The organism is Pseudoxanthomonas sp. z9 (assembly GCF_006542425.1).
Taxonomy (GTDB): Bacteria; Pseudomonadota; Gammaproteobacteria; order Xanthomonadales; family Xanthomonadaceae; genus Pseudoxanthomonas_A.
In genome coordinates this window covers 155572-169128 of the sequence record NZ_VFID01000003.1, presented here as the reverse complement: position 1 = coordinate 169128, position 13557 = coordinate 155572, and the positions used below count along the sequence as shown (strand labels likewise).

16 protein-coding genes and 1 other RNA gene are annotated in these 13557 nt (G+C 66.6%); 11 read left to right on the top strand and 6 right to left on the bottom strand.

All coding sequences use genetic code 11. The features are described 5' to 3' along the window. The first annotated feature begins 193 nt into the window (after positions 1–193). A complete protein-coding gene (locus FG323_RS03255; RefSeq protein ID WP_141453006.1) occupies positions 194–541 on the top strand; it encodes a hypothetical protein in 348 nt (115 codons plus the stop codon). Positions 542–570: 29 nt separating this feature from the next. Here FG323_RS03255 and FG323_RS03250 read toward each other — a convergent pair whose 3' ends face one another. Next, a complete protein-coding gene (locus FG323_RS03250; RefSeq protein WP_141453005.1) occupies positions 571–918 on the bottom strand; it encodes a hypothetical protein in 348 nt (115 codons plus the stop codon). Between the two features lie 315 nt (positions 919–1233). Between FG323_RS03250 and FG323_RS03245 the strand changes: the two genes are divergently transcribed. The 3 genes from FG323_RS03245 to FG323_RS03235 all read left to right on the top strand — a co-directional run bounded on the left by FG323_RS03245 (position 1234) and on the right by FG323_RS03235 (position 3402). Further along, positions 1234–1881 carry a DUF2306 domain-containing protein gene (locus FG323_RS03245; RefSeq protein WP_255470001.1) on the top strand — a complete coding sequence of 216 codons (648 nt, stop codon included), beginning with the start codon at positions 1234–1236 and terminating at the stop codon, positions 1879–1881. A 165-nt stretch (positions 1882–2046) separates the two neighbouring features. Beyond that, the gene (locus FG323_RS03240; RefSeq protein ID WP_141453004.1) at positions 2047–2844 is read left to right on the top strand and encodes a nucleotidyltransferase domain-containing protein; all 798 of its coding nucleotides are present in this window, start codon (positions 2047–2049) and stop codon (positions 2842–2844) included. Between the two features lie 141 nt (positions 2845–2985). Further along, entirely contained in the window at positions 2986–3402 is a 417-nt protein-coding gene (locus tag FG323_RS03235) for a low affinity iron permease family protein (protein WP_141453003.1), read from the top strand. A 53-nt stretch (positions 3403–3455) separates the two neighbouring features. On the opposite strand, the gene ssrA is transcribed toward FG323_RS03235, so the two are convergent. Together ssrA and smpB are read right to left on the bottom strand one after the other, a co-directional pair. Then, positions 3456–3809, bottom strand: a transfer-messenger RNA (tmRNA) gene (gene ssrA / locus FG323_RS03230). Between the two features lie 229 nt (positions 3810–4038). Continuing rightward, complete coding sequence (smpB, locus tag FG323_RS03225; protein WP_141453002.1) at positions 4039–4527, bottom strand: SsrA-binding protein SmpB; 489 nt, start codon at positions 4525–4527, stop codon at positions 4039–4041. A gap of 40 nt (positions 4528–4567) precedes the next feature. Between smpB and FG323_RS03220 the strand changes: the two genes are divergently transcribed. Both FG323_RS03220 and FG323_RS03215 read left to right on the top strand, forming a co-directional pair. Next, the gene (locus tag FG323_RS03220; RefSeq protein ID WP_141453001.1) at positions 4568–4996 is read left to right on the top strand and encodes a type II toxin-antitoxin system RatA family toxin; all 429 of its coding nucleotides are present in this window, start codon (positions 4568–4570) and stop codon (positions 4994–4996) included. Between the two features lies 1 nt (position 4997). Beyond that, entirely contained in the window at positions 4998–5252 is a 255-nt protein-coding gene (locus tag FG323_RS03215) for an RnfH family protein (protein ID WP_141453000.1), read from the top strand. A gap of 12 nt (positions 5253–5264) precedes the next feature. Here FG323_RS03215 and bamE read toward each other — a convergent pair whose 3' ends face one another. Next, a complete protein-coding gene (gene bamE, locus FG323_RS03210) occupies positions 5265–5663 on the bottom strand; it encodes an outer membrane protein assembly factor BamE (RefSeq protein ID WP_141452999.1) in 399 nt (132 codons plus the stop codon). 105 nt (positions 5664–5768) lie between these two features. On the opposite strand from bamE, the gene fur reads away from it, so the two are divergent. Further along, positions 5769–6173: a ferric iron uptake transcriptional regulator gene (gene fur / locus FG323_RS03205; protein ID WP_181444074.1), complete on the top strand. Its 405-nt coding sequence runs from the start codon at positions 5769–5771 to the stop codon at positions 6171–6173. A gap of 132 nt (positions 6174–6305) precedes the next feature. Here fur and recN read toward each other — a convergent pair whose 3' ends face one another. Both recN and FG323_RS03195 read right to left on the bottom strand, forming a co-directional pair. Continuing rightward, complete coding sequence (gene recN, locus FG323_RS03200) at positions 6306–7976, bottom strand: DNA repair protein RecN (RefSeq protein WP_141452997.1); 1671 nt, start codon at positions 7974–7976, stop codon at positions 6306–6308. An 82-nt stretch (positions 7977–8058) separates the two neighbouring features. Then, entirely contained in the window at positions 8059–8517 is a 459-nt protein-coding gene (locus tag FG323_RS03195) for a DUF2269 family protein (protein ID WP_141452996.1), read from the bottom strand. A gap of 121 nt (positions 8518–8638) precedes the next feature. Between FG323_RS03195 and hrcA the strand changes: the two genes are divergently transcribed. The 4 genes from hrcA (at position 8639) to dnaJ (ending at position 13541) form a co-directional block, all read left to right on the top strand. After that, positions 8639–9691 (top strand): heat-inducible transcriptional repressor HrcA, encoded by a 1053-nt coding sequence (hrcA, locus tag FG323_RS03190; protein WP_181444073.1) that lies wholly within the window; start codon positions 8639–8641, stop codon positions 9689–9691. Between the two features lie 42 nt (positions 9692–9733). Further along, entirely contained in the window at positions 9734–10252 is a 519-nt protein-coding gene (gene grpE, locus FG323_RS03185) for a nucleotide exchange factor GrpE (RefSeq protein ID WP_141452994.1), read from the top strand. Positions 10253–10361: 109 nt separating this feature from the next. Beyond that, the gene (gene dnaK, locus FG323_RS03180; protein ID WP_141452993.1) at positions 10362–12284 is read left to right on the top strand and encodes a molecular chaperone DnaK; all 1923 of its coding nucleotides are present in this window, start codon (positions 10362–10364) and stop codon (positions 12282–12284) included. A 141-nt stretch (positions 12285–12425) separates the two neighbouring features. Continuing rightward, on the top strand, positions 12426–13541 hold the full coding sequence (gene dnaJ, locus FG323_RS03175) for a molecular chaperone DnaJ (protein WP_141452992.1): 1116 nt from the start codon (positions 12426–12428) through the stop codon (positions 13539–13541). The last annotated feature ends 16 nt before the right edge of the window (positions 13542–13557 follow it).

Here is a 13557-nt window from a genome sequence, read left to right as displayed (position 1 = left end):
GACATGGCGCGTCGCGGCTCCGCCTCCGCATGCTGATCAGGACTCCGTCCAATCCCGCATGCCCGCTTTGCCTCCCCCTTCGAAGAAGGGGGACCGAGGAGGATTGGCTCTTCGCGACAGCCCCAATACCGATGAACCGCCTGCCCGACCCCCATGGCCCGGTGCGAACCCACTCCACGACCACAGGAACAACATGTCCACTCGCGAAGAACTCCTGGCACACCTCTGGGCCGAGGTAATCAACCTCCAGCTCAGGCCGGAGGGTTTGGCCCAGGTGATCGCTCATGCCAAACAGCGACCGGATGATCCACTGGCCGACAGCGGACCGGCCCTCGAGCGCCTGCTTGCTCTCGGAGCCGATCCCCGGGATATCTGCCTGCTGATGCGGAACACGGCCTACGAGGTGGTGTTCTCGACGCTCTACGCCATCGGCGACCCCGGCGTCGACGGCAACGACGTCTTCATGCTGCACGAGGACCTGCTGTCGGCCGACCCCAGCGGGATGGAGGGGCGTCCTGGCTCCGCGTCCTGGCAGGAATGACCAGCAGAGATCGGATGGACCCGCAACGATTATTTGCTGCTGCGCAGTACGAGAAGAACCCGTGGCCAAGCACGCCGCAGTTTCCAGGGAACGATGACGGAGGCCAGTAATCCGACTGCGAGACTCGCGATGCTGGAACCGTGTTCGGACAGGACAAGGGTCGCGGTGGCGATGCGCGTGTAGCCGTCAGCCGACCATTGCGGGGCTAGATAGACAGCTGCCAGATCCAGTGGCAGGAACATTCCGCCTGCCAGCGTGGCGAATCCGAACGACAGCAGCAGGCAGGCCAGGATGAAGGAACGGCGAGCCCCGGCCGGCACGCGGGACCGGCAAGCGACGATCCAGGCGATCCATGCGGGTAGCGCGATCGCCAGCATCAGTACAACTGCTCCGAGTCCGACAATGAACAATGAAGTGACGTCCAAGCAGGCACCATCTGTTGACAGGACAAGGCGTCCGGGCAAAGACCTAGTCCATCGTGCGCTCCCCGGGCGTGGGTCATCCTACGTTGGCGCCATGGCGCCAACAACGGACAGGGCAAGGGAAGCCGCGCCGACCTGCCACCTGAACACGCCGCTGTCTGGCTTCGGGGCATTGCGCTAGGCTGGCGCTGGCATCCCCTCGATGGCACCCGCATGTCTTCAGAAACCCAGGTCCGGACTCCATACCCGCAGCGCAACCTCCTGAAAATCATGTGGCTTGTCGTGGCCTGGTCGGTGGTCGCACTGGCATCCCTCGAATTCCTCTCCATCGCCTACCAGAAGTACACCCAACTGAATGCCGGCAGCTACGGCATGTTCTGGACCCGCCGCGAGTGGCTGTGGACGCATATCGGCGGCGGCGCGTTGACGGTCCTGCTGGGCGCGCTGCAGTTCCTGCCGCAAGTTCGCCGCAACTGGCCGCGGGTGCATCGCTGGATCGGCCGGACCTTCCTGCTGGCCATGCTGATTGCCTGCGTCGGCGCGGTGGGCCTGATCCTCACCAGCCCGGCGCCCGACGCAATCCGCACCGCATTCGGCGCCACCGCGCTGGCCTGGCTGGTCACCGCCTTCCTGGGCTATCGCGCCATCCGCCGTGGAAAGGTGGACGTGCATCGGCGATGGATGATCGGCTGCTACCTGGTGACGCTGGCGCCGATCACCTTCCGGGCGCTGATCCGGATTCCCGGCATGATGGAACTCGCTTCGCCGATGGTGATGATCCCGACGCTGCTGTGGTTGAGCTGGGCTGCACCGTTGCTGGTTTATGGACTGGGTGTGTCGCTGGTGCGTGGGATGCAAGCGCAGCACGGACCTTCCGGACGCATGCTTCGCAGCGATCCGGGAGTCGAATCCGCGTAATTGCGGTTCGGCTTTGACCAACATCCTTTGGGAAGTGAAGGCGGCCATCCGCGCGGCAGGTGACGGGGAATTGGCACGCCATTCGGCCCAGGACTCACGCATACAAAAACTTGTTTCCACGTCAACGGCTCCAGTAGTCTGAGCCGCCGGCCTCAAGCAGCGGACATGAGCAGAACACTTCCCCCACTGCACCAGGCGTTTGTCGAGAGGGTCCGCGCCGAAGCGTCCCGTACCCCGTGGCTGACGGCCTTGCTTGCCGGTGGCTCGTATATCCACGGTGGTTTCGACCGCTATTCGGATCTGGATTTCGTGGTGGTCGTGGAGTCCGGTGGGTATTCCGAGGTCATGGCCACGCGCAGGCAGTTCGCGGAAAGCCTGGGCGACCTGCTGTCAGCTTTCAGTGGAGAGCATGTCGGCGAGCCGAGGTTGCTCATCTGTCTTTACGGTCCTCCCTTGCTCCATGTGGATCTCAAATTCATCGTTGCCGATGACCTGAGCCGGCTCGTCGAACGACCCGCGGTGCTGTTTGCCCGCGACGCCGCCGATATCGAAGGCCGACTCGACGCGGCGGTCATCCATTGGCCGGAGCGCTCCCCGGAATGGTTCGAACAGCGGGCCTGGATCTGGCTGCATTACGGCGCGGCCAAGCTGGGGCGCGGCGAACTGTTCGAGGCCATGGGAATGCTCGCCTTTTTCCGCGATCAGGTATTGGGGCCGATGCTTCATCGCAGGGCCGGGCGGCCGCAGCGCGGCATACGGCGAATGGAAATATCGGATAGCGCGGCCAGCGAGCTGTTGGTACGTACGGCGGCTACCCATGACGCCGATTCGATCCGCGATGCCCTGTCCGCCGCAGCGGGAATTTACCTTGATCTTCGCGACGACGAGCCACCGCGCGAGACCGTGGTCCACATGCCCGGGGCACTGCTGGAATTTCTCGAAAGTACAGTCGTTCGGACTTGAGCGGAGCGGCCGGGAAGCGTTTCGAATGGTCCGGCCGCTCTCGCACCGCGGAACAACGGCAAGAGGCACGGTCTTCCTTCACCGGTTGCATATGCGGGTGCCTTCACAGTCCCGCGCAGCATCGGCAACCGGAAAACGGCCATGAACAATTCGACTTCCACCTTCACCCGCCTGGCCAAGCAGGCGTCCACATTCACCGGTCGTCCCGCGTGTTTCGGGCTGGCATTGGCGGTGGTCATCGCCTGGGCGATCAGTGGCCCCCTGTTCGGCTTCAGCGATACCTGGCAACTGGTGATCAATACCGGCACCACCATCATCACCTTCCTGATGGTGTTCCTGATCCAGAACACCCAGAACCGCGACACCCAGGCCATGCAGATCAAGCTGGATGAGCTCATCCACGTGACCTCGCGGGCCAACAACGAACTGCTGGACCTGGAAGAACTGGAGGAATCCGAACTGGAACGCCTGCGCGCGCACTACGAAGCGATGGCGCAGAAGGCGAAGGACGCGCGCCAGCGCCGGCGGGGACACGGCCAGGCGCGGGCCGATCATTAGCCCGCGCTGCGTGGAAAAGAAAAAGCCCGCCGAAGCGGGCATTTTCCTGTGATTGGTGGAGGTGGGCGGAATTGAACCGCCGTCCGAAGGCACTCCATCCCCGGTACTACATGCTTATCCCGCCGTTAAGTCTCGTCCTGTGGCAGCACGGTGGGCAAAGCGCACCCCAGGACCAGCCTGTTAGAGGTTGACCGGGGGCTGACAGGCAGCGGCCCCCGGCGATTCCGTGATAATGACCCTACGCTGCGAACACGGACACAAGCAGTTTCGGGGCTTACGCCTTAAGCGGCGAGAGCGTAGTTGTCGTCGTTGGCAACTAGAGTTTTGCCGCTGGATTAACGAGGAAAGCTGCCCCCTCGGCATGCACCAGGCAACTTCGCAACCCCCGTCGAAGCCAGTGCACCCCCGGGAGCCAGAATGTTTCCTGACCGCGACAGTGTAGGGGCGGGGACGGGGGCTTACAAGGTCGCGGGGGCGGAGCGGTCAACCGGTGGTTAGCGGGGTGAGGACTGATTGTGGGAGCGACGTCAGTCGCGACCGTGAACTTTCAAACCACTCCCTGGAGCGCGCTTGGCGGGAAAATGGCCGTCGCGACTGACGTCGCTCCCACGAGAACCACCACTGGAATCAGGCGTCTCAGGCGTCGCGGTTGTGCTGGCGCATCACGCGCGATTTTTCGCGGGCCCAGTCGCGTTCCTTGCTGGCGGCGCGCTTGTCGTGGGTCTGCTTGCCCTTGGCCAGGGCGATTTCGGCCTTGACCTTGTTGCCCTTCCAGTAGAGCGAAGTGGGCACCAGGGTGTAGCCGTCACGCTCGACCTTGCCGATCAGGCGGTCGATTTCGCGCCGGTGCAGCAGCATCTTGCGGGTACGGCGATCGTCGGCGACCACGTGGGTGGAGGCCTGGATCAGCGGGGTGATCTGCGAACCGAACAGGAAGATCTCGCCATGGCGGATGGTCGCGTAGGCTTCGGTGATGTTGGCCCGGCCGGCGCGGATGGCCTTGAGCTCCCAGCCCTGCAACGCCAGTCCCGCCTCGAGGCGTTCCTCCAGGTGGTACTCATGGCGGGCGCGCTTGTTCAACGCGATGGTGCCAGTTGCTTTATTCTTGTCCGGTTTCTTGCCCATCCGTTTATTGTCGCCGAAGGCGGAACCACAAGCGAGTCAAATGCAAACCATCCGCCGCAGCGCCCTGGTCGAACACGCCGCCAGCCGCATGTTCGACTTGGTCAACGATATCCCCGCCTATCCCCGCCGCTTCGACTGGTGCCGCGGCGCCGAGATCATCGAGACCGGCGAGCAGCGGCTGGTGGCCCGGCTGGATCTGGGGCTGGGCTCGCTGAGCACCTGGTTCACCACCGAGAACACCCTGGACCGTCCGCATCGCATCGACATGAAGCTGGTCGACGGGCCGTTCCGCAAGCTGCACGGGCAGTGGGAATTCCACGCGCTGGACGAAAGCGCCTGCAAGGTCAGCCTGACCCTGGAATTCGAGCCCTCCAGCCGCCTGCTGCTGCCGGCGCTGACCCTGGGTTTCCAGGGACTGGCCGACCGCATGGTGGATGACTTCGTGCGCGTGGCTGACCGCGGCGAGTGAGATGAAGGTCGAGGTCATCCGCGCCTGGCCGCACCGTTTCGACACGGTGACGGTGGAATTGCCGGACGGCGCGCGGTTGGCCGATGCGGTGCGGCTGGCCGGATTCGCCGGCGACCCGGACATCACGGGTTATGCCATCCACGGCGTGGTGGCGCGGGCCGAGACGGCCCTGCGCGAGGGGGATCGGGTGGAACTGCTGAGGCCCCTGACGGTGGACCCCAAGGAAGCGCGGCGACGCCGCGCCCGCAAGGACTAGCGCCGGAACGGCTCAGCGGCCGCCGCGGCCGCCCTTCTTCTTGTCCTTGGCCAGGTTGGGACCGAACTTACGCACGTCCGAAGCCAGCTGCAGGTCGTTTTCGGGGAAATATTCGCCTTCCCAGCTGGCCAGCGTGTCGCCCTGGAAGTGCAGGGTCAGCGTCTTGACCTCGGTGGTGCCGCGGCGGTTGGTGCGTTCGCTGGCCGCGTAGTCCCAGCGCTGGGAGTGGAAGGGATCGGCGATGGACGGGCTGCCGATCAGCGCCTGCACCTGCTGCTTGCTCTGGCCCACCTGCAATTGATCCACCGCGGCCTTGTCCAGCAGGTTGCCCTGGTAGATCGGCTGCTTGTAGAGGATGCCGCAGCCGGCAGTCAGGGAGGCGAGGGCGGCGACCAGCAGGAGTTTGCGCATGGGACGGCTACAGGTGGAAAACATGCCGATGATACACTTCCGGCGACCGCCGCAACCCAGCTTCAGGCAGCCGGCGCTAAACCGGTTATGAACGGAGACGCCGATATGGAATCCCAAGAACTTCGCAAGGTTGGCCTCAAGGTCACCCACCCGCGGATGCGCATCCTGGAACTGCTGGAGCAGAAAACCTCGCAGCACCACCTGAGCGCCGAAGACATCTACCGCCAGTTGCTGGAGCACGGGGACGAGATCGGCCTGGCCACGGTGTACCGCGTGCTGACCCAGTTCGAGGCCGCCGGGCTGGTGCTGAAGCACAACTTCGAGGGCGGCCAGGCCGTCTACGAACTGGATCGCGGCGGCCACCACGACCACATGGTGGACGTGGACACCGGCAAGATCATCGAGTTTGAAAGCCCGGAAATCGAGAAGCTGCAGCGCGAAATCGCGGCCAAGCACGGGTACCTGCTGGAAGAGCACTCGCTGGTGCTGTACGTGCGCAAGAAGCGCTGAGCCCGGCAACGCCCCTGACATCGACCCTGGCACCACCACGCCAGAGCGGCCTTCCGGCCGCGGGCCCATCCGTGCACGGACTTCCCGAGCGACGGCGGGGAAAGCCCGAAAGAGCGCGTGCGACCGGAATCCTCAGCCCGCGACGTCGGCCAGCAGGCGCTTGGCCGCGGCGTGGGCTTCCTTGCTGACCTCGACGCCGCCCAGCATGCGGGCCAGTTCTTCCTGGCGCTGGCGCGCGGTCAGTACTTCGACCGCGCTCTGGGTCATGCCGTCCACGGGCGCCTTACTGACCCGGTAGTGGGCATGGCCCTGCGCGGCGACCTGCGGCAGGTGGGTCACGCACAGCCCCTGCCGCTGGGCGCCGAGCGCGCGCAGTTTCTTGCCGACGATGTCGGCGACCGCGCCGCCGATGCCCGAATCCACTTCGTCGAACACCATGGTCGGCACCGCGTCCACGCCCAGCGCGGCGACCTCGATCGCCAGCGAGACGCGCGACAGCTCGCCGCCGGAAGCGACCTTGCGCAGCGGGCGGGGCGGCTGGCCGGCGTTGGCGGCGACCAGGAACTCGACCCGTTCGGCGCCTGCCGGATCGGGACGATCGCCTTCGTTGGGCTCCAGCGCGATTTCGAAGCGGCCGCCGCCCATGCCGAGTTCGGCGATCAGCGCGGTGGTGGTCTTGCCGAGTTCACGGGCGGCGCGCTGGCGGCTGCGGGTGAGCCGGACGGCGGCTGATTTCCAGCTTTCGCGGGCGGCCTCGATGTCCTTGTTGAGGCTGAGCAGGCGCTCGCCGGCGCCGCGCAGGCCGTCCAGTTCGGCGGCGATGGCGTCGCGCACGCGCGCCAGTTCGTCCGGCGTGGTGCGGTGCTTGCGGGCCAGATCGTGGATGCGGCCCAGCCGGCGTTCCAGTTCCTCGAACTGTTCCGGATCCGCGTCCAGATCGTCGCGGACCTGGCCGAGCAGGCCGAGCGCCTCCTCGATCTGGATGTGCGCGCTTTCCAGCATGCCGTCGATTTCGGCCAGACGCGGCTCGTGCTGCACCAGTCGCGCCAGTTCGCCGCGGGTCTGCTGCAACTGCCGGGACAGGGAAGGGGATTCGTCGTCGCCCAGTCGCGCCAGCGCCGCCTCGCAGGCCTGGATGAGGCCGGCGGCGTGGGCCTGACGGCGGTGTCCGGCGAGCAGGTTCTCGATGCTGGCCGGAGCCAGATCCTCGCGGGCGAGTTCGCCGAGCTGGTGTTCCAGGTAGTTGATGCGATCGGACACATCGCCCTGGCGGGAAAGATGCTCGCGTTCCCGCAGCAGTTCGGACCAGCGGTCGGCGGCGCTCGCCACCGCCTGCCGTTCGGCCGCGTTGCGGGCATGGCCGTCCAGCAGGTCGCGCTGGCTGGCCTTGTCCATCAGCGCCTGGTGTTCGTGCTGGCCGTGGATTTCCACCAGCCGTCCGGCCAGATCCGACAACTGCCCGAGGGTCACGCTGCGGCCATTGATCCAGGCGCGCGAGCCGCCGTCGGCGCGGATCACCCGGCGCAATTGGCAGGCCAGCTCGTCGTCCAGTTCCTGCTCGCGCAACCACGCCAGCGCCGGCGCGTTGGCCTCGATGGCGAATTCGGCCGACAGTTCGGCGCGCTCGGCGCCGTGGCGGACCACCCCGCTGTCGGCGCGCAGGCCGGACAGGAAGCCCAGGGCATCCACCAGCAACGACTTGCCGGCGCCGGTTTCACCGGAAATGACGGTCATGCCGGGGCCGAATTCCAGTTCGGTGGCGCGGACGACGGCGAAATCCTTGATCGCGAGGTGTCTGAGCATGGTCGTATTGTAAGGGCCAGCCATGACGCGCACGGCACGCGTCGCCAGCATCGGGGCGCGCCGTCGCAGGAACCGCGACGGACTACGCGGGCAGCTTCAGCACCATCGCCGCCAGTGCCAGCCAGGCCGGCAGCAGGCTGGCGAGGCCGATGCGGTTCCAGCGGTGCAGCAGCGGCTGGCAATCCTCCCAGCGGGTATCGGCGCGCGCGGCCAGCACCTGCAGGCGATGCTGCAGCGGCGCCAGCGCGGCGAACACCAGTCCGGACAGCACGAACAGGCCGATGCCCAGGCCGAGCCAGCCGGTGCGCAGCAGTGGCCAACCGCCCAGCCAGGCGGCCAGGCCGCCGCTGGCGATGATCGCCAGCACCGCCGGCACGGTGAACACCCGATCGCTGCGGATGACCCCGGCCATCGCCTCGGCCAGGTGCGGCGGGGAACGGTGACGGGCGGCGTGGCGCACCCAGAACACGCCGGTGGTGACGTTGCCCAGGAACAGCACCACGGCGACGACATGCAGCAACTTGAACAGCAGGTAGGCCATGGCGGCGGGATCGGTCCGTGCGGGAAAGCCATTGACGCGCACCGGCCGGCCCCCGCCAAGGGGCCGGAAGTCACTTCAATGCTTGCGGTCGCCGGGCGATGCGGCTATCTATTCGTCGATGATGTCCGCCTCCGCCGACGCTCCGCTGGACCCCCGCGCCCGCCAACTGCTGCGGGCGCTGATCTCCCGCTACATCCGCGACGGCGAGCCGGTCGGTTCGCAGACCCTGGCGCGTTCGGCCGGGCTGGACGTGAGCCCGGCCACCATCCGCAACATCCTGGCCGAACTGGAGGAAGTGGGCCTGCTGAGCTCGCCGCATACCTCCGCCGGACGGATTCCCACCGCCCAGGGCTATCGGGTGTTCGTGGACAGCCTGGTCCAGGTGAAGTCGCTGGGCGAGGGCGAGATCACCCGCCTGCGCGCCGAACTGCCGGCCGGGGCGGGCACCCAGGCGCTGCTGGGCAACGCCTCGGAACTGCTGTCGGCGATGACCCATTTCGTCGGGGTGGTGAGCGCACCCCGGCGCGAGCAGTTCGCCTTCCGCTACATCGACTTCGTACCGCTGGACGGGCGCCGGGTGATGGCGATCCTGGTGTTCGCCGACAACGACGTGCAGAACCGGGTCATCGAGCCGCGCCGGGTCTACGACCGCTCGGAGCTGGAACGGATCGCCAACTACCTGAACACCCATTTCGCCGGCCGGCCGCTGGCCGACATCCGCGCCATCCTGCTGCGCGAGCTGCGCGACGCCCGCAGCGAGATGGAAGGGTTGCTGGCGCAGGCGGTGGACCTGGCCGAGCAGGCGCTGGCGCCACCCGGCGACGACGTGGTGCTGGCCGGGCAGACCCGGCTGATGAGCGTGCAGGACCTGTCCGACCTGGAACGCCTGCGCGACCTGTTCGAGACCTTCGCCCGCAAGCGCGAGATCCTGCAGTTGCTGGAGCGCACCCTGCGTGCGCCGGGGGTGCGCATCTTCATTGGCGAGGATACCGGGCTGGCCCGCCACGACAGTGTTTCGGTGGTCACCGCTCCCTACATGGCCGGCGGGCAGGTGCTGGGCGTGCTGGGGGTGATTGGCCCGACCCGGATGGCCTACGACCGGGTGATCCCGGTGGTCCAGGCGGCGGCTGATGCGCTGGGGGCAGCCTTGAATCCCGACAGCCCGTCCCAATAAGTGGCCTGTCATGCGGCAGGAACCGCCGCGACGGGACCCGAGATGAGCCAAAACGAACACGATTCCGAACTGGGCCAGACGCCCGAACCACAAGAAGCCGACAATCCCCTGATCGCCGAGCTGGAAACCCTCCGCAACGAACTGGACCAACTGCGGGCCGCCTCGCTGCTGGAGCGGGCCGACCTGGAGAACCAGCGCAAGCGGGTGGCGCGCGACATCGAGATGGCGCGCAAGTTCGCCAACGAACGCCTGCTGGGCGACCTGCTGCCGGTCTTCGACAGCCTGGACGCCGGGCTGGCCGTGGCCGGCGGCGAGGCCAATCCGCTGCGCGAGGGACTGGAGCTGACCTACAAGCAGCTGCTGAAGGTCGCCGGTGACAATGGCCTGACCGTGCTTGATCCGGTCGGCGCCGCGTTCAACCCGGAACACCACCAGGCCATCAGCCAGGCCGACGTCCCCGACGCCGCGCCTGGCAGCGTGGTGCAGGTGTTCCAGAAGGGCTACCTGCTCAATGACCGCCTGCTGCGCCCCGCGCTGGTGGTGGTGGCCAGGCAGGACTGAATGCCCGGGCCGCCGACGCTTGAACCGCGCCGGCCGGACCCCACATCCAGACCATCCCCGGCGCAGCGCCGGACCAAGACAGACACTTTTTTAGGGAGCGAACCCGACAATGGGCAAGATCATCGGCATCGACCTGGGCACGACCAATTCGTGCGTGGCGATCATGGAAGGCGGCAAGGCGCGCGTCATCGAGAATTCCGAAGGCGACCGCACCACCCCCTCCATCGTCGCCTACACCAAGGACGGCGAAGTCCTGGTGGGCGCCTCGGCCAAGCGCCAGGCCGTCACCAACCCCAAGAACACCTTCTTCGCGGTGAAGCGCCTGATCGGCCGCAAGTTCACCGACGCCGAAGTGCAGAAGGACATCGGCCTGGTGCCGTACTCCATCGTGCAGCATGACAACGGCGACGCCTGGGTGGCGACCGCCGACGGCAAGAAGCTGTCCGCGCAGGAAATCTCCGCGCGCATCCTGGAGAAGATGAAGAAGACCGCCGAAGCCTTCCTGGGCGAGACGGTCACCGAAGCGGTCATCACCGTGCCGGCCTACTTCAACGACAGCCAGCGCCAGGCGACCAAGGACGCCGGCAAGATCGCCGGCCTGGACGTCAAGCGCATCATCAACGAGCCGACCGCGGCGGCGCTGGCCTATGGCCTGGACAAGGCCGACGGCACCGATCGCAAGATCGCCGTGTACGACCTGGGCGGCGGCACCTTCGACGTGTCGATCATCGAGATCGCCAACGTCGATGGCGAGAAGCAGTTCGAGGTGCTGGCCACCAACGGTGACACCTTCCTGGGCGGCGAAGACTTCGACAAGCGCGTCATCGACTACCTGGTGGAAGAGTTCCAGAAGGACCAGGGCATCGACCTGCGCAAGGATCCGCTGGCCCTGCAGCGCCTGAAGGACGCCGCCGAGCGCGCCAAGATCGAGCTCTCCAGCTCGCAGCAGACCGAAGTCAACCTGCCGTACATCACCGCCGACGCGTCCGGTCCGAAGCACCTGAACATCAAGCTGACCCGCGCCAAGCTGGAAGCGCTGGTGGAAGACCTGATCAAGAAGAGCATCGAGCCGTGCCGCATCGCGCTGAACGACGCCGGCCTGCGCGCCAGCGAGATCAGCGAAGTGATCCTGGTCGGCGGCCAGACCCGCATGCCGAAGGTGCAGCAGGCGGTGGCCGAGTTCTTCGGCAAGGAACCGCGCAAGGACGTCAACCCCGACGAGGCCGTGGCGCTGGGCGCCGCGATCCAGGGTGGCGTGCTGGCCGGCGACGTCAAGGACGTGCTGCTGCTGGACGTGACCCCGCTGAGCCTGGGCATCGAGACCTTGGGCGGCGTGTTCACCAAGATCATCGAGAAGAACACCACCATCCCGACCAAGGCCTCGCAGACCTTCTCCACGGCCGAGGACAACCAGTCCGCGGTGACCGTGCACGTGCTGCAGGGCGAGCGCGAACAGGCCCGTTTCAACAAGTCGCTGGCCCGTTTCGATCTGGCCGGCATCGATCCCTCGCCGCGCGGCCTGCCGCAGATCGAGGTGTCCTTCGACATCGACGCCAACGGCATCCTGCATGTCTCGGCCAAGGACAAGAAGACCAACAAGGAACAGAAGGTCGAGATCAAGGCCGGGTCGGGCCTGTCCGAGGAAGAGATCCAGCGCATGGTCGCTGACGCCGAGGCCCATCGCGACGAGGACAAGAAGTTCCACGAGCTGGTGCAGGCGCGCAACCACGCCGACGGCCTGCTGCACGCCACCCGTACCGCCATCACCGAGCATGGCAGCAAGGTGCCGGGCGACGTGATCGGCCGGGTCGAGGGCGCCATCGCCGAGTTGGAAACGGCGATGAAGAGCGACGACAAGGCCCAGATCGAGGCCAAGTCCAAGGCGCTGGAAGAAGCCGGCCAGTCGCTGTACGCGGCCGCCGCTTCCGGCCAGCAGCCGGGTGCCGACGCCGGCGCCGCCCCGGGCGCGCAGCCCGCCGGCGACGACGTGGTCGACGCCGAGTTCACCGAGGTCAAGGACGACAAGAAGTAACGGGAATGGTGAATGGGGAATCGGGAATCGGAAAAAGCGGCTCCAGCCACGCTTCCGTGATACCCGGTTCCCCGTTCTCATATCCGATGGCGAGATCTCCTGCATGACGATTCCCGATTCCCCATTCCCGATTCACGCCCAATGAAACGCGATTACTACGAAGTCCTGGGCGTGGCCCGCACCGCCAGCGATGACGAGCTGAAGAAGGCTTATCGCCGTTGCGCGATGAAGTTCCATCCGGACCGCAATCCCGGCGACAAGGCCGCCGAGGCGTCGTTCAAGGAGTGCAAGGAGGCTTACGAGGTGTTGTCGGACGGCGCCAAGCGCCGCGCCTACGACGCCCACGGCCATGCCGCCTTCGAGCACGGCATGGGCGGTGGTGGCGCCGGCGGGCCGGACATGGGCGACATCTTCGGCGACATCTTCGGCAACATCTTTGGCGGCGGTGGCGCGCGCGCCGCCCGTCGCGGCGCCGACATCGGCTACGTGATGGAGCTGGATCTCGAGGAGGCCGTGGCCGGCATCGAGAAGCGCATCGAGATTCCCACCCTGGTGGCCTGCGAGCCTTGCCATGGTTCGGGTTCGGAAGACGGCCAGGTCGAGACCTGCGCCACCTGCGGCGGCCGCGGCAACGTGCGCATGCAGCGTGGCATCTTCGCCATGCAGCAGAGCTGCCCGGCCTGCGGTGGGCGTGGCCAGACCATCAAGAATCCGTGCAAGACCTGCCATGGCGCGGGGCGCGTGGAGGAAGAGAAGGTCCTGTCGGTCAAGATTCCGGCCGGCGTGGACAGCGGCGATCGCATCCGCCTGACCGGCGAGGGCGAGGCCGGTCCGCCCGGCACGCCGCCGGGCGATCTGTACGTGGAAGTGCGCGTGCGCGAGCACGAGATCTTCCAGCGCGACGGCGACGATCTGCATTGCGAGGTGCCGATCCGGATTTCCCAGGCGGCGCTGGGCGATACCGTGCGCGTGCCCACCCTCAACGGCGAGGCGGAGATCCGCATTCCCGCCGAAACCCAGACCGGCAAGCTGTTCCGCCTGCGCGGCAAGGGCGTGAAGTCGGTGCGCAGCCGCAGCGAAGGCGATCTGTATTGCCGGGTGGTGGTGGAAACCCCGGTCAACCTGACCAACGAGCAGCGCGAATTGCTGGAGAAATTCGAGGCGACCTTCGTCGGCGAGGAGGCGCGCAAGCACTCGCCCAAGTCGGCGACCTTCCTGGACGGCGTGAAAGGCTTCTGGGATCGCATGACGTCCTGAACCGTCGTGTCGGTCT